Genomic DNA, 15,541 nt, shown 5'->3' on the forward strand with positions numbered 1-15,541 from the left:
TTTGGCGGAAAGACTTAGTGACCGGTTTATACAGAAAGCGTCTGCTCCCTCTCAGCATTCCGGTTGATTTTCCGTTCCTGTCGTCTCATTTTGAACTGAGCCACGACCATATACAATGAAGGAACTACAAGCAGAGTCAGCAGTGTCGAGAACATGAGTCCGAAAATAATGGTGTACGCCATGGGGCGGAACAAAATGTTGCCGCTCAACGCGATCGGGATCATCCCCATAATGGCCGTTAATGAGGTCAGCAGGATGGCACGGAACCGCGCCGAAGCAGCTTGTATAACGGCCTCTTTCAATTCCGTACCCTCGTGCCGGGCATCTTCGATGAACTCGATCAGCACGATGCCGTTACGCACAACGATCCCGGCAAGGGAGATGATACCCATTAGGCTCATAAATCCGATCGGCATTCCGGAGAGGTATATTCCGATAATTCCTCCTGCCGCAGCCAGATAGACAGTAGTCATTATAATCAGTGGAATGGAAATGGAATAAAATTGAAGAGTCATCAGCAGCAGAATCAGGAATATAACGATAACAAACAGCGTGGTCAGATTTTTGAACACCTTGTTTTGCTCCGACGTTTCTCCTCCGGCACTCCAGCTGTAGCCCGCCGGGAAGATGATACCTTTCAGCTTCCCGCTAATTTCCGCACCGACCTCTGTCGCCGTTCGCCCCTTCACATCCGCCTCAATCGTAATCGTGCGCTTCAGATTCACATGCTGGATTTGCTGAATGGCAAATGAAGGCTTAATAGAGGCAAGCTGGGACAACGGAATTTGCCGGCCCGTCGTATTGGTGACATTTAATCTTTGGAACATTACATTCGGGTCGTTGTTATCCTTTTGCAAATATAGCTTAACGTCAATCATATTTTTACCGGTATCGAACTGGCTGGAGGTAATACCATTGCTTGACAGCAGGATGGCACGGGTCAGATCGGTATATGACACCATGTACTGATCCATAGCTTGCTTGTTAACCTCAAATTCCAGCGTATATTGGTCTATGCCCAAATTATCCGTCACATTTGAAACCCCGCCAATGGATGCAATGGTCTCCTTCACCCGCTGGCTCACTGTCTGCAGTTGACCAAGCTCTTCTCCGGCAACGCTGATCGATACTGCCTTACCTACATCGACGCCCACCTTACTCGTATAGAACTGAAAAGAGGCTTCGGGATATTTAGTCTCCAAATGTTTGTTCCATGCCTTCACCGTTTTGTCTAGGTTGAACACTCCCTTTTCCCCAACTACAGCCAGTTGGCCTTTGGTTGGCGATGAAATGCCGGGTTGATCGCTGTGCAATTGGGGGGCGCTGCTGCCGGCGCTGTAGGAAAGCGTTTTTAACTCCGGCTGCTGTTTCATCCAGCGGGCAATATCCTTGGTTACGCGGTCCGTCTCCTGCAGGGAAGTTCCGGGCGGCATTGTCATGGTCACAACCACCTCCGGACGCTCGGAGGCCGGAAACAGCTCAACAGGCACAAAGAGTGCCAGCAGATAGGCAGCCGTTCCGAGAAGCAAGCCGGTGAGGGCTACTGCCAGCGGCCGCTTCAGCACTCCTTTCATGACTTTACCGGAATAAAACCGGTTCATGGCGGCAATCTGGTTGCCGAGAAAACCCGATTTTGCTGCGGCAGCCTTCGCTCTGCGTTCTCTCTTCTTCTCGTACCACTCGCGAAAGATTGGAATGATCGTCAGAGACATCATCATGGAAGCCAGCATGGTCAATGAAATGACCACCGGAATCGGCTTGATAAATGCGCCCAAAGGTCCCGGCAGGAATAGCAATGGAGCAAAGGCGGAAATCGTAGCCAGTGTCGCCGTAAGGATGGAAACAGCTACCTCTTTGGTGCCCTTTATTGCCGAAACCTGCGGATTTTCCCCTAGTTCGCTGAGCCGCCTCTCGATATTATCGTTGACCACGACGGCATCATCCACCAGGATTCCCAGGACAATGATCAGGCCAATAACGGAGATCTCGTTCATGCTGATCCCCAGAAACGGCAGCAGGATCAAGCCAACCGCCAGTGAGACCGGAATCGCCAGGGCAACAAAAGCCGAGGTAAGCAGATTCAGTCCGAGCATACAAACGATGATTACGGCAATTACCGCAATGATCATTTCCCGTGTCAGATCATTAAAGATTTCATGAACCCTATCCTGTTGTGCAAACAAGTTTTCCAACTGAGTGCCTGCAGGGAGAGTTGCCTTCAGTTCCTTCAGCTTTTCGCTCACGAGCTTGTGCATGGCCGGCACATCACTGCCCGTTTTCGCGCCAACATTGATCGTGATAACCGGCTTATCCCCGTAGTAGGCAAAAGACTTCGGATCGGCATGGCCAAGCTTGACCGTGCTGATATCCTTCAGATAAACAGGCGAACCGGTTTGTGTTCGGGTGATCAACACCTTCCTCAAATTATCCAGGCTCTCATCTTCATGGACCATAATCTGGTAGCTTCGGTCATTGAGGGTGATTTCACCGGTGGGAACCCGCGTTTTTTCGCCTTGAATAGCCACTTGTACCTGTTCCCAGCCCAGGTTGTATTCCTGCAGCTTGCTGCTATTGATACTGATATGAATCTGCTGATCAGGAACCCCTTGGATAGTCACATTGGCCACACCCGAAACCGACCTGAGCTGGTCTTTCCAGGTTTTCATCAGCTCACTGAGCGCATCCAGCTCTTCCCGGGAAGCAGCCGAGATCGCATACGATCCGATATAGGAGCTGGCCAGATCGTCATCAACAACCGGAGTCTGGACGCCGGAAGGCAGGTCGGCCTGTGCATCCTGCACATTTTTGCGCACCCCGTCGAACAGTGTCTTGGCATCGGCACCGTCCTCACCCTCTACGGTAATGCTCGAATAACCGCTGGCCGAGGTGGACAAAATCCGTTTGATACCCTTAACCTGCTTGATTTTCTGCTCAATCACCCTGGTTACGCTCTGCTCCACCTTCTCCGGGGAGGCTCCGGGATAAATCGTAGTAATCAAAGCATATTTTATAACGATGTCAGGGTACTCCTGCTTCGGCAATCCGGTGAAGCTGAACACTCCGGCACCAATGAGCATGATGAAAAACAGCAGGGTAATTTTTTTCTTCTTAACGAAATATTCGATCATTTGACAGCACCGTCGGCCGCTTCAATCTGATCGCCATCAAACAGAGTCTCCGCCCCCTTGACGATGATTTGCTCTCCTTCTTTCAGTCCACTGACAATTTCGAGCTTGTTATCCACCAGCCGGCTCCCCACTTCGACAGCCGTTTTCACAGCTTTTCCATTCACGGCTCTGAATGCATGAGGCTTGCCGCCGTTGCTGATGACTGCCATCACGGGAACCAGAATCACCTTGCTTCCAGATTGCTTCAGTCCTGCTTTGACAACCTGGCCCGCTATCCAGTCCTGCTTTTCATTCGGGATAATCACTTCCACGCTAATCGTCCCGGTACCGGCATTGGTCTGCGGGTAAATTTTGCTCACCGTCCCCTTGCGTACTTCGCCGTACAGACCGACATCCACCTTCACCCCTTTCTTCCATCGCCCCACTTCACTGTCGGGCAAAGGCAGAAGTACCTTCAGCCGGCGGACATCTCCCAGCTTATAAATGGTCTGTCCAGGATTAACGACATCACCCGAACTGGCTTCTTTAGTCAGCACCACTCCAGTGAAGGATGCGGCAAGAGAGGTTTTGGAAAGGGCCAAGTTCGCTTCTTTTTTTATAGTAATTGCGTTGTTATATACAGCAAGTGCCTGTTCCTTGGCGGCCAACGCTCCGTTATGAGCGGCCGCAGCCTGCTCCTTGCCGGCCTTACTTGCCATAATTCCTGATATCGCTTCCTCCAGCAACGCCGCTGCCGCTTGTCTCTCCTCCTGCGTGGCCCCTTCCTGAACCCGGGATATGGAGGCTTCGGCATCCTTTACCATTTTCTCGGCATTTTTCAAATTCAACTGTGCGTTTTCGTTATCGGTTTGAGATACAAGTCCCTGCTCGTACAGCTTCTGCGAGCGCTCAGTATCTATCTTGGCTTTCTCGTAAGCAGCTTGGCTTAAGGCCAGCCCGTTCTCGGCCAGCAGCTTATCCTGTTTGCGTGCTCCTTTCTTCACCTGCACCTGATTTGCTGTTGCATTTGCAACCCGCGCTTCAGATGCTTTAATTGACGCATCGGCGCTCCTCAGCGCCGCTTTGGCTTGCAAAGCGTTCTGCTCGGCCTGATTCAATCCTGCCTTGGCCTGAAAAATGCCTTGCTCGGCCTGCTCAACCTTAAGCTGAAATTCGGACATAGCGAGATTGGCCAGCGGACCTCCCTTCTTGACCGAATCTCCGATCTCTGCATTTGTACGGATCACCCGCCCCCCCAGTTCAAAAGTCACCGCTGCCTCTTTCACAGGCTGCAAGGTGCCGGACAGAGTATAATCTGTTTCCAGCAGTTCCTTGCTTACAGTGGCCACCTCGACCATTCTATCCTGCTTGACCTCTGCACCTGCGCTCTCCTCTGTTTTTGTATTGGAGCAAGCGGCGGTTGCAACACCGAGCATAATGGCTAATATCATTATTAAGCTTCGTCTTGGCATGTTTCTTTCCACTCCTCAAAATAGGTAACAAGAATATTTCCTAACTGGTAGAAAGGGTTTCAATGATAACAGGCTCCAAATCAGGGAAGCCTCTTCAAGAATTGTTCAATTTGCTCCATATAACCGTTGACCGTGATTTTTCTTGGCGCGAACAGACTGATGAGCAATGCCCGCAATTTCGAATCAGCGGTTTTCGTCGCCAGCATGGAATGCTCTGTATCCGCAAAGACCTTGACTGTAAGCAATGATGGAGGGCTGACCTTTTTACGATATACTTGCTCCGTCTCCGTCGCATCCACGTTAATATCCTCTTCCCCCAGTAGCAGGAGCACAGGAGATTTGAAGTTATGCAGATCGGCGGTTGCATCGGATCTGAAGTTCTTGCTGACAAATGTCCACCGTTCTTTTGACATAATCTCATTTGTATGAGCTTTGTTTACATATTCATCATACGATCCGTTCTCTTTCAAAAGCTCCTTCAATTCCTGTTCATACGCTACCTGTTCAGAAATTTCCACCTCAGTGGATCCGGCTTTTGCCATTTGCTCGCGCGTATTATATTCTCCCTGGGTTAACCAGTTGATGGCCGGGGACACCAGAATACTGAACGCGAGCGGCTCCTTTCCTGCAAGCTTCGGAATAACCCATCCCGCCTGACTAGCTCCCCACACGCCGATCCGCTTATCGTCAATCATCGGCTGCGTTCTGGCCCAGGCCAGCGCCTGGCGCGCTTCTTCTGCACGGTCATCAATGCTCTGCTCCAGCCAGTCCCCTTCAGAACCGTTGATTCCTCTCTTATTAAGGGACAATGAAGCGTAGCCTTGCGAAGCAAGGCGCTCCCATAGCGGCTTATATCCATCATCATGAGAAGCATTGATGGGTCCGTCACCATGAACGAACAACACTAGTCCCAGCTTTCCGTACTCTTTCTTGGGCAGGACAAGTGTACCTGTCAGTTTGCCCTGAGGGGAGGAAATCTCAATGGATTGCTCCACCATGTCAAAGCTGTTTTGCCGAAATACATAGAGCACTGCACCCATAGTTATCAAAAAAACACCAATTATAATCATGCCAATTTTCTTTCTCATCTTGTTTCCCCCATAATATAATGCTTGCTAAAAAGAGAAAGGCTTAGCAGACTTTGTTACTTGAGTGTGCACAGCCACATTAGTAAGCTTGGCTAATTTACTAATTGTGAGCTCACTGTTCATTACCACCACTCCCTCACTGCAACCGGATTACCCTAAAGATACACCTTAGGTCAGACCTAAGGTCAAGAGAGGAAATGGATTCTAAAGCAATGCGAGTCGTGGAGCACAGGCCGGTGGATCAGCAGATCGAAGCTAACACTTGCAAAAGGAGAGGATACTATGCTGCAGCGTTTGTTCCGAAGTACAAAATTGGGGTACTGGTTATCGCGGGAATGCTTCTAACGGTATCCTCCGGATTTCTGCGGACTGGAATACTTGATATTACGGGCTTTGAGAAACGGGAACCCGTTAACTGGCTAGAAATTAGTATTAGAGTGACTCCAGAAATCGAAACAGCGACAGTAAAAGGACGAGAAATAAAGTCCTTTACTGTCGCTGTTTTATTTAACTAACGTATCCCCGTGCTACAGCCTTATCCGCGTTCCATTCGCGGATAAGGCTTATTCGTTACCGGAACTCTGTATTTGATTTCGCAGCCCAACCGCTAGACACGCTTAATTCATTTCATTATATCTTTCGACTGCCTTGCTTAGCTTATAATTGAAATTCTCAGGTGTACCATCCGTAGTGTTCAGGAACTGGCCGTTCAGATCAGAATCAGATACAGGTTCCTTCTTATTGATGCGTTCAATGATTTTCGAAGCGGCCGCTTTTGCCTCAGTGGCTGAATCAACATAGTTCTCGATACTGAAGCTGTTAATCCCTTCTTTTTGAATTCGTTTCTTGTCTTTTGAGATTGTCATGAGCGCACTCAGATCTGCGGTCATGATGTCGTATTTAGCTTTAAACTTCGTCATATCAAGCTGCAGCACATTGTCGGCGGTGATTCCCTGCTCATCCATTTCAATGGCCGTAGCCTCTGCATCTATCATGAACTTCAAGGCATTATATCTGATCTGCTGGTCTGAATCCTTGAGTTTTTGCAGTTCAGCCAGACGCTGCTCGTTACCCAATTTTTGCAAAGCCGTGAAGTATTGTTTGGCGACAGTCTCGTAAGCGAGATTTGCACTTACCAGCTTGGTATGCAGCAGTTTTCCTTTTGCGAAATCATCATCCACGTAGCCTCTTGTATCATAGTAGGCTTTCAAATCGTCCTGGACGGACAACAGATCATTGATGACTGGGGTCAGTTTGACCACTAAGGGGTCTGCATTCGCAAAAACAGGTTTGCTTGCGGTATAGCTGTTCGCTTTATCAACAACTTCCCGCTCAGTTTCAGCAACGCCGAGCATGATGAAGCTAAAGTTTTTCTCGATTACAGGCTGCGCATCAACTCCGAACTTCTCGAAATAATGAACCAGAACCTCGTTGATTCTGCCAGTCATCAAGTTATTCAGCCTCACATACGCATTGTATTTATCGATTTCTTTGCTCTCGCCGGAAGTAACGCCTGCAGGCGCTTGCTCCACGGTGGATGTAATGGCAGAACAAGCGGACAACATTGCACCTAACATAATAATGGCAATAACGAATGATAGCTTTCTCAAAATAGTGATTCCTCCGACTGAGTAATTTAACGCTTTCTTTTGTAAGATATCTGCATAGGAAAGAGAGCAAGTGATCTCTTCTGGTCAATTAAATTGCCTCTTCGTCGCATATCAATGTTGATTGTGAAACAAACCTATTCAATTTTAGAATTATTTGTTGAATAGGTCTTGAGTCTTGAGTAGCAAAAAATTTTTATAATTTCTTTGTCGACACTTTAATCCCATAAAAAAAAAGCCGCATAATATGCGACTTTCAATAGGATTATACCCTATTACGTTTAGTTAGCTGGAGCTACACGGAAAAATGGAAGCGGCTGAGCAGCGCCTCGCCTTTAAAGACCAGATACACATCGTTTCCGCCAGCTTCAATTTCAGCTTGAACAGACAATGTTTTCCACTGTTGCAGGCCTTCGCCCGGAGGAACCTCAAGGGTCGCCGCCAATTGTCCTGCCGGGCCTTCTGTTCTGACCTCGATGCTGCCGCCGGTCACGGAGGATACGAGCGCGTGGAACGTTGCGGTGCCTTGACCGAACTCCACATCTTTGAAGGCGATCCATGCTCCTTCACCTGCCGGATGGACAGAAGCGCCGCCCGCCTTGCATTCATCCAGATATACTTCTTCATAGTCGTCATAGTTCTCGGCTTTGACCGTCGAATAGAGATTGCGGGCCGGAATCGTTTCGCCATGCACTTTGATCTGGGCGGTCAATTGAATATCACTTGAAGAGCGGCCGATCATCACAGTATAATCGCCGTTTTCAACACAATATTGTTCACGCGTTACATCCCAGAAAGCCAGCTCGGCAACCGGCAACGTGAATTCCACCGTTTGCGATTGTCCTGCGGCAAGCCGGATCTTTTGGAACCCCTTCAGCTGCTTCAGTGGACGTGTGACTCGGGAAGACAAGGACTGCACGTATAATTGAACGACTTCGTCGCCATCCACGTTACCGGTATTCTCAAGCTGAACGGACAGGTTAATCGTTCCGTCCTGCTCCAGTTCCCCGGCGGCCAGCGACAGGCTGTTATAAGATACCTGCGCGTAGCTCAGGCCGTGGCCGAACGGATACAGCGGCTCACCGTCAAAGTACATGTACGTTCTTTTACCTTTAATAATGTCGTAATCCATCAGCGGAGGAAGCTGATCCACCGACCGGTACCAAGTCATATTCAGCTTGCCCGACGGGCTGTAGTCGCCGAACAGAACGTCGGCTATCGCGTTGCCCAGCTCTTGCCCGCTGTGGGAAGTATAGAGGACCGCAGGGATATGCTCATCAATCCATGTAGAAGTGATCGGGTAACTTCCGACAATAACCACCACTGTATTAGGGTTGGCTTCATACACAGCCTTAACCAGATTCTCCTGCTCTTCCGGCAGGACAATATCCGGTCTGTCAATCTCTTCTTTGCCGTTCAGGAGCGGATGGTTGCCGACGAATACAACGGCAACTTCTGCGGCTTTCGCGGCTTCGACCGCAGCTTCTACACCGTTCACGACAATGTTCTTGCGGAATGTGTGCGCCTTGGCATCAGTCTCCTGCTCCTTCGCCAGCAGTGTGCCGTCTTCGGCATGGATTGAGATCGGCTTGTCATTCCAGGTCCGCAGGCTGACTGTACCTTCGGCTTCCGGTACAATATTCAGTGCTTCCTTCACATACCAGCCATAGATTTCATCAGCGGAAGCCGTCAGTGTATCGGCGTCGCTAAGGGTAACATATTGTCCCCGGCTTGTAGCTTCAAGAGTGTTGCTCGTCCAGCCCCAGGCCGTATGACGGAACAATTCTCCGCGCTCCTTAGTCTCATGTAGCACTGCCAGTCTGCCGTCCTCGCCGGTGATTCCTACGGCTTGGCCTGTTGCGGCCGAAGTTAGGATGATCCGGTCATCGCCGCTTTCGAAGGATACCTGTTTGCCTGCAAGCTTCTTGATCACTCCCTGCAGAGGTGTGACAGCATAAGGCAGGGTGCCGGAATACCAGTCTCTGAAAGCTTCGTCGCCGAGCGGACCAATGACCGCAACTTTGGACAACTCTTTCGGGTTCAGCGGAAGCGTGCTGTTCTCATTCTTCAGGAGTACAATAGACTGCTTCGCAGCTTCCAGCGACAACTCGCCATGCTCTTTGCTGAGGATGACGGAATCGTCGATTGCCGTATACGGATTGCCTTCTTCAGGATCGAACTCACCCAGAAGGAAACGGACACGGAATGTGTTGAACAGCGCACGGTCCAGATCTTCCTCGGCAAGCAGCCCTTCAGCCAGTGCTTCATGAATAACCTTGATCGTCTCTGCCGTTTCTTCTGTCACGCTGTCGATCCCGTTTTTGATCGATTCAGCCATCGACTGGGCGAATGACTCATAATATTTATGATCCTTCACAATACCGAACAAATCCCCGGCATCGCTTACAATAAAGCCGTCCATTTCCCATTCACCTTTGACAATATCCATCACCGCAGGATGCAGGATGACCGGTACCCCATTAAGCGAGTTGTAGGCGGTCATCATGGACTTGGCGCCGCCTTCCTTGAAGGCAGGCTTAAAGGCCTCCAGATAATATTCACGCATATTTCTCGGATCAATGCTGGACGAATCCACGCCGCGGTTGATCTCATTATTGTTGCCGAGGAAATGCTTCAGTGTTGCTACCGCTTTCAAATACTTGGGATGATCACCTTGGATTCCCTGCACCAGTGAGGTGCTGAGGCGTCCGGTTAATTCCGGGTCTTCGCCATATGCCTCTTCCGTACGGCCCCAGCGCGGATCACGTTCCATATCTACCGTAGGTGCCCATAACGTCAAGCCGTTAACAGCCGGATTCTTCTTGTAGAACGCTCTGGCCTCGTCGCCGATGGCTGAGCCGATCTTTTTCAAGAGTTCCAGATTCCAGGTGCAGGCCAATCCGCTGACCTGAGGAAAAGCAGTTGCCTTGCCCAGCCACGAAATTCCGTGAGCCCCTTCCGTACCATGTTTATAGGCTCCCACGCCCAAGCGCTCTACAGCGGCTTGATATTGCGGCATCAGGGTTACCTTTTCATCCAAAGTCAATCTGGAGATCAGATCTAGCACGCGTTCATTTACAGGTAAATCCGTCTGCTGATATGGGTATGTAGCTGTTTCCATTCGTGGTTCACTCCTTCAATCTTTGTGATAACGGTTTCATCATAGCGCATGGATAGCCGATTAAGGCGCTTCCACAGGACTCTCCTTCCCCATCATAAAAGATTACCGTAAGCAGCAACACCTTAACAATTGTAATAAAAATCAGTTCATAATTAGAGATTCTAATCATGAACTGAGAAAACGCCGGGCATCCGGGGAGATGCCTGACAGATTACCGTCCGCGTGATGGATAACAAATCTGCTGTCCTGGTAGTTCAGCTCTGCCGAAGCCGGCCGGCTGCGGATTTCCTTGGGAGAAAGGCCGTACCTGGCTTTGAATACCTTGTGAAAATAGGAATACGTCCCGAAGCCGCAGCTCCCGGCAATATTCTCCAGGCTTAAGTCGGTAAACCGGATACGCTCCAGGGCGTTGGACAGGCGAATCTCCTGTGTATACTGGATAATGGTATAACCCGTCAGCTCTTTAAAAAGATGTACGGCTCTGGATACACTGAGTCCGGCAAATCTGGCAACTTCCTCCACTCTTAGCGGATTCAGCGCATTTTTGTTAATATAACGTCTCATCCGCAAGACCAGTTCATTCGAGCGTCCCTGCGGGTTAGGCCCTGAGACAGCTTCACCCGACAAACGGTCAAAAGATAGGCATAGCGCACACAATAAATGCCGGATCAGCTCAGGGTTACCTTGTGCGATACGGTGCTGCTCGATGCTGAGCTGCTGCCATAACGAGAGCATACCTTCATCCAGATGAACTCTCTGCTGAGTCAGCCGGAGCTGGGATTCCCACCATTCTTCGATCCAAGAACCTTCACACAGTAAATAATAGTCGCCGCTTTCGATTTTTCCGTTAATTGCATCTACCTCTAAATGATATGGCTCTCCAGGACGATAGATTAATAAGTCGCCTGGCTGGACAAGACTCATTTTGCCGTCTACAAGCGCCCTGCAGCTGCCCACCACCTGCAGCCGGAACAGGAAAAACGGTGGCGGCGTAAAGGAAGATTTAAACGGAAGTGTATGAAAAGAATAGGCGCAGGCATGCAGCCTCAGGTCCATATCGTTCACCGCCTCAGCCAAATAGTAGAGCTTTTCAATCAGATAAAACATTTAATAATCGCAAGCCATTATCTATACTATAACCAAATCAAAGAGATAACCGCAAGGCTAGAAAGTGAAGGAGAAACTTTACGTACATGTTGACGCGAACCCGCCAGCTTTTCCTGATTCCAAGCTACTCCCTGTTTATGATCTGCATGATGCTGCAGGGGATGGCCATTTCCATCAGCTCTCCCTTTTTGGCCGTTTATTTCACAACAAAGCTGGGAGTTTCCGCAGGAACCTTCGGAATCTTTACCGCAGTGACCTTAATCAGCGGGGTCTGGCTCAGCTCGATCATTGCCAAACGCTCCGATTCCGGACTGAACCGTAAAACACTCATGTTCACAGCCATGCTGTTCAACGCACTGGCTTTTGCCGGTTATTTATTCATCCACGAATTTTATGCGTTGCTGCTGTACATGACGGTCTTCACTGCATTTGGTGCTCCGGCCATGCCGCAGTTATTCGCCAGTGCGCGGGAAGCGGTAAACACCAGCCCGTCCGCCGACCATGCCTTTGCCAATTCCAGTCTGCGCTCGATGTTCTCCCTGGGGTTTATCACCGGCCCGCTGATCGGCTCTATTATCCTTAATCACTTGGGGTTCCAGGGTATTTTTATGAGCACCTCATTGATCTTCTTGCTTAATGCCTTGCTGGTCTGCTTTTTCGTGAAACGTCCCGTATCAAAGAAGCCAGCTGGTATTCAAACCGCAACGCAGCTGAAGCTGCATCAGAACGCCAGAGTGCTTATCCCGTTTCTGGTGCTGACCCTGTTATATGCCGGGCACTGGCTTAACAATCTGAATATCTCATTGTTCATCATTAACACCTTGGGCGGCAGTACGCAGAATGTAGCTACGGTCTCGAGTATTTGTGCGCTGCTGGAGATTCCATTCATGCTCGTATTAGGGGTATTGTCTGCCAAAACCTCCAATCGTGTGCTGATGTTCTGGGGGATACTACTGGGGGCGGCTTATTATATTTTGGTGCTTGCCTCGACACAATTATGGCATCTCTTGGCCGGACAGGTGCTGCTGGCTTTCTTTGTTGCCGTGATTTCGGCCATCGGAATCAGCTACATTCAGGATTTGCTCCCTGATCTGCCCGGATATGCTTCAACGTTATATACCAATGCCACTACCATCGGACGGCTGGCCGGAAGTCTGGCCGGAGGGGCCGCTGCCGAGTGGGTCGGATACCGCAATGCTTACTGGGGCTGCCTGCTGCTTGTTGTATTCTCCCTTGCACTTATGTTGCTCCCCCAGCGCTACTCCGCACAAAAGGTGTATGAATCCTAAATGCAACCAGACAGGAGGAAATATTATGAAAATCATGCTTGTTGACGACAAACCTCATGTACGCAATCACCTGAAGCTGATGCTGAAACAGCTTCATTTTAAAGAGGAGGTTATTCTTGAAGCCAATTGCGATCAGGAAGCCCTTCGGCTGATTACCGAACATGAACCGGATATTATTGTGACCGATGCCAAGCTGCTGCTGCTCGGAGAAGCGCCTTTATCTGAACGCCTTGCCAATACCCAATATCCGCAGAGTACAATTATTGTCACCAGCAGCCATCCGTTTGTCCTCGAAGCTTTCAGCAAAGGGGGCATTGTTTCCCTGCTGAAACCTATTGATACTTGTGAGCTGGAAGGCGCGTTAATGAGAGCCTTTGCCGTCACCGGATAATCCGGGATAATACATCCTTTGATTTAGAAAAAAAAAGTGCCCTATCCATGATAGGTGCACTCTTTTTGCATTCATCCAGTCTATTCAAAGATAAAAAGGAAGTTTTTTGCGTTCACTATCTTCTCCGTCTTTTAGGCACGGCTCTGCGTTTGGCCAAAACAGGTCTTCCCGGGGCTAGCTTTCTGGCCTTCAGCGGAACTCTGCGCGTTAGCCGTTTTCCAGGCTTTGTAGGCAATGCTGTCCGAAGATGGATTAACCCTTTTTTGCTTCGGCTGCTGCTGGAGATTAACACAACTGTGTAGTTGCGGACGCTGGATCTGACAGGAATTCTACGAAAGCCAAGTTCTCTGCAGTCGTTGCAGTCGCTGTCCCAGCACTGATTGAAGGCGTCATTAGGGATCTCTGTATAGTATCCCCCTGACCAGGTATAGCTGTCACTCTCTGCATAGTAAAAGAATGTGTTGCCCCCGGCATACCCGCTCCACACTTGTCTCGACTGGCCCGGTTCGATCCGGTACCAGCCGATTGTGGCGTAGTTGACAGGAGAACAGCTGAAATCCGGGTAAGCATAGGCAACAAATATCGTCTCACTTGTACTGTTGCGAAAATTAAGCCCCATTGTCTTCATTCCCTTCATCACTTTTTTCCTTACCCTGCATCATATGAAAATAGTGAATAAAGGGGCTGGACAATAGTTTATTGTTAGACAAATAGGGCATATTGACATTCCAGTCATTGTGCGGCATGTAAGACAAAATAAATAAATCGCCTCTGGACTTCATAAAAGAGCGGATAATCGCCCATGCCTTTTACACCTCAGGATAATATACTATCTTATTCTAATGAGGTTAGGTGATGAAACAGTGGCAACATTTGCTGAAGCTCTTGTGATAAAGAAAAACATAGCAAGTACCGTGCTCAAGAACCGGAAAATTCATGGAGTCGGGATAGGGTATTACGACCCCAAACATCCCAAAAAAGGCGCAGCCGTGATCCTCTACGCTAACGCCGTGAGCAGTACCGCCCTGGGTTGGGGCTCAAAATTCTCCTCGCTGCTCAAAGGCAAACCTATAAATGTCCCCATCCGGGTAGTAAAGACCAAAAAAATACGCAGCAATGCAAGTTACCAGGACCGGATTCGTCCAGTCGTAGCAGGCTACAGTATTGGTACGACCGGCGGTTCAGGAACCGCAGGCTTAATTGTCAGCAGCGGCAATCAGCTGTATGTGCTCAGCAATAACCACGTGCTTACCAATCCGACCAACTCCAACAACCGGGCGGAAACGCTGCAGCCGGGCGGCGCGGATGAAGGGCGGACCGTACGGGATCGGGTCGGGTATTTATCGCGTTTTGTAACTTTGAAGACAAATGGAACTAACCGCATAGATGCGGCCTTGTCCCGCCCTGTAAGAAACAGCATTCTCAGTCCGAAATATGCAACGGTAGGCACCATTCCGGGTCATGTCACTTCCTACCGTGTAGGGGAGCGTTTCAAAAAAGTAGGGCGGACAACAGGTCTGACTAGGGGAAGAGTCGATTCGGTGAATACGGATGTACAGGTAGATTATGGTAGGGATGTAGGCGTGCTAACCTTCCGCAATCAATCGATCATTCTGAGTGATACACCGGTATCGCTTCCTGGAGACTCCGGTTCTGTCTGGCTAAGAAGCGCGGATAATTTCGCGGCGGCTGTGAATTACGCCGGTACAGAGGACGGAAAGACTTCGGTTGCCTTTCCCGTCGATTGGGCACTCCGGGCACTCCGGGTGCGTGTAGCACGTCCTGGGGGACAGGGAGCAGGCCGGGTAAAGGTTGTAGATACCCATAACGGCAATGCTGCTTATACCCCCCGGCTCACTCCGAAAGAGCTTTCCATGCTTAAGGTAATCCGGCCAAAATCTAAATAAGCAACTCTAGAATAATTTGGATTAATCTCCATGTACATTCATACAAGCTCACAACCCTCTTTCTTCGTAAGATAATCTATCCTACGAAGAAAGAGGCGAGCAGAAAATGGCAGTAAAAAAACTAGCACTTAGAAAAAAAGCCAAAGGTAAAGGTAAAAGAGTCACCCTGCGGCCAAACAGAGCACGCTCCACGCAAAACCTTGGAAATGGTTTCCGCCGTATTCAGTTTCCCGCTGTAACCATCGAAGCCAACGACTTTCTTTTCCTCTTTTTATCTGCTGGAACAGGCAGAGCTGTCGTTAGTGCGGGATGGACCATTTCCGATTTGACTTCCGCCTGGCCGACAGACAGCTTCCCGAACAGCGACTCGGAGTGGGTTATCATCCTTGAAAACCCGACAGGCGTTGCAAGAAGCGTCATTCCGTTCCTGATTACCAAGTCACGCCGCTAAT

At 49.5% G+C, this 15,541-nt stretch carries 12 protein-coding genes; 5 read left to right on the forward strand and 7 right to left on the reverse strand.

Annotated elements, in window-relative coordinates; translation table 11 throughout:
- Positions 1-26: 26 nt before the first annotated feature.
- The 3 genes from AC3WT9_RS16860 to AC3WT9_RS16870 all read right to left on the reverse strand — a co-directional run bounded on the left by AC3WT9_RS16860 (position 27) and on the right by AC3WT9_RS16870 (position 5,667).
- Entirely contained in the window at positions 27-3,128 is a 3,102-nt protein-coding gene (locus tag AC3WT9_RS16860; protein ID WP_492407759.1) for an efflux RND transporter permease subunit, read from the reverse strand.
- Positions 3,125-4,579: an efflux RND transporter periplasmic adaptor subunit gene (locus AC3WT9_RS16865; RefSeq protein ID WP_492407761.1), complete on the reverse strand. Its 1,455-nt coding sequence runs from the start codon at positions 4,577-4,579 to the stop codon at positions 3,125-3,127. Before AC3WT9_RS16865 ends, AC3WT9_RS16860 begins: the two co-directional genes overlap by 4 nt.
- Positions 4,580-4,659: 80 nt before the next feature.
- Positions 4,660-5,667, reverse strand: coding sequence for an alpha/beta hydrolase family protein (locus tag AC3WT9_RS16870; protein WP_341090947.1), 1,008 nt, complete (start codon positions 5,665-5,667; stop codon positions 4,660-4,662).
- A 236-nt stretch (positions 5,668-5,903) separates the two neighbouring features.
- Here AC3WT9_RS16870 and AC3WT9_RS16875 point away from each other — a divergent pair, with 236 nt between their 5' ends.
- Complete coding sequence (locus tag AC3WT9_RS16875; protein WP_341090946.1) at positions 5,904-6,182, forward strand: hypothetical protein; 279 nt, start codon at positions 5,904-5,906, stop codon at positions 6,180-6,182.
- A 102-nt stretch (positions 6,183-6,284) separates the two neighbouring features.
- Here the strand turns inward: AC3WT9_RS16875 and AC3WT9_RS16880 are convergent, their stop codons facing one another.
- The 3 genes from AC3WT9_RS16880 to AC3WT9_RS16890 all read right to left on the reverse strand — a co-directional run bounded on the left by AC3WT9_RS16880 (position 6,285) and on the right by AC3WT9_RS16890 (position 11,451).
- Complete coding sequence (locus tag AC3WT9_RS16880) at positions 6,285-7,277, reverse strand: YiiG family protein (RefSeq protein WP_341090945.1); 993 nt, start codon at positions 7,275-7,277, stop codon at positions 6,285-6,287.
- A 292-nt stretch (positions 7,278-7,569) separates the two neighbouring features.
- Positions 7,570-10,395 (reverse strand): glycoside hydrolase family 3 protein, encoded by a 2,826-nt coding sequence (locus AC3WT9_RS16885; protein ID WP_341090944.1) that lies wholly within the window; start codon positions 10,393-10,395, stop codon positions 7,570-7,572.
- 165 nt (positions 10,396-10,560) lie between these two features.
- The gene (locus AC3WT9_RS16890) at positions 10,561-11,451 is read right to left on the reverse strand and encodes a helix-turn-helix transcriptional regulator (RefSeq protein WP_492407762.1); all 891 of its coding nucleotides are present in this window, start codon (positions 11,449-11,451) and stop codon (positions 10,561-10,563) included.
- Positions 11,452-11,588: 137 nt separating this feature from the next.
- Between AC3WT9_RS16890 and AC3WT9_RS16895 the strand changes: the two genes are divergently transcribed.
- Together AC3WT9_RS16895 and AC3WT9_RS16900 are read left to right on the forward strand one after the other, a co-directional pair.
- A complete protein-coding gene (locus AC3WT9_RS16895) occupies positions 11,589-12,791 on the forward strand; it encodes a sugar efflux transporter (protein WP_341090941.1) in 1,203 nt (400 codons plus the stop codon).
- Between the two features lie 25 nt (positions 12,792-12,816).
- Complete coding sequence (locus tag AC3WT9_RS16900; RefSeq protein WP_341090939.1) at positions 12,817-13,182, forward strand: response regulator; 366 nt, start codon at positions 12,817-12,819, stop codon at positions 13,180-13,182.
- A gap of 115 nt (positions 13,183-13,297) precedes the next feature.
- Here AC3WT9_RS16900 and AC3WT9_RS16905 read toward each other — a convergent pair whose 3' ends face one another.
- Positions 13,298-13,819, reverse strand: coding sequence for a DUF1036 domain-containing protein (locus AC3WT9_RS16905; protein WP_341090938.1), 522 nt, complete (start codon positions 13,817-13,819; stop codon positions 13,298-13,300).
- 226 nt (positions 13,820-14,045) lie between these two features.
- Between AC3WT9_RS16905 and AC3WT9_RS16910 the strand changes: the two genes are divergently transcribed.
- Positions 14,046-15,089, forward strand: a complete 1,044-nt coding sequence (locus AC3WT9_RS16910) for a chymotrypsin family serine protease (protein WP_341090937.1) — start codon at positions 14,046-14,048, stop codon at positions 15,087-15,089.
- Between the two features lie 106 nt (positions 15,090-15,195).
- Entirely contained in the window at positions 15,196-15,540 is a 345-nt protein-coding gene (locus AC3WT9_RS16915; RefSeq protein ID WP_341090935.1) for a hypothetical protein, read from the forward strand.
- Position 15,541 lies beyond the last annotated feature (1 nt).

This window comes from Paenibacillus sp. EB106-06-01-XG199, assembly GCF_058791575.1.

Coding starts and splice junctions, on each gene's coding strand:
- AC3WT9_RS16860 (WP_492407759.1), bottom strand. CDS start 3,128: ATGATCGAATATTTCGTTAAGAAGAAAAAAATTACCCTGCTGTTTTTC.
- AC3WT9_RS16865 (WP_492407761.1), bottom strand. CDS start 4,579: ATGCCAAGACGAAGCTTAATAATGATATTAGCCATTATGCTCGGTGTT.
- AC3WT9_RS16870 (WP_341090947.1), bottom strand. CDS start 5,667: ATGAGAAAGAAAATTGGCATGATTATAATTGGTGTTTTTTTGATAACT.
- AC3WT9_RS16885 (WP_341090944.1), bottom strand. CDS start 10,395: ATGGAAACAGCTACATACCCATATCAGCAGACGGATTTACCTGTAAAT.
- AC3WT9_RS16890 (WP_492407762.1), bottom strand. CDS start 11,451: ATGGACCTGAGGCTGCATGCCTGCGCCTATTCTTTTCATACACTTCCG.
- AC3WT9_RS16895 (WP_341090941.1), top strand. CDS start 11,589: ATGTTGACGCGAACCCGCCAGCTTTTCCTGATTCCAAGCTACTCCCTG.
- AC3WT9_RS16900 (WP_341090939.1), top strand. CDS start 12,817: ATGAAAATCATGCTTGTTGACGACAAACCTCATGTACGCAATCACCTG.
- AC3WT9_RS16905 (WP_341090938.1), bottom strand. CDS start 13,819: ATGAAGGGAATGAAGACAATGGGGCTTAATTTTCGCAACAGTACAAGT.
- AC3WT9_RS16915 (WP_341090935.1), top strand. CDS start 15,196: ATGGCAGTAAAAAAACTAGCACTTAGAAAAAAAGCCAAAGGTAAAGGT.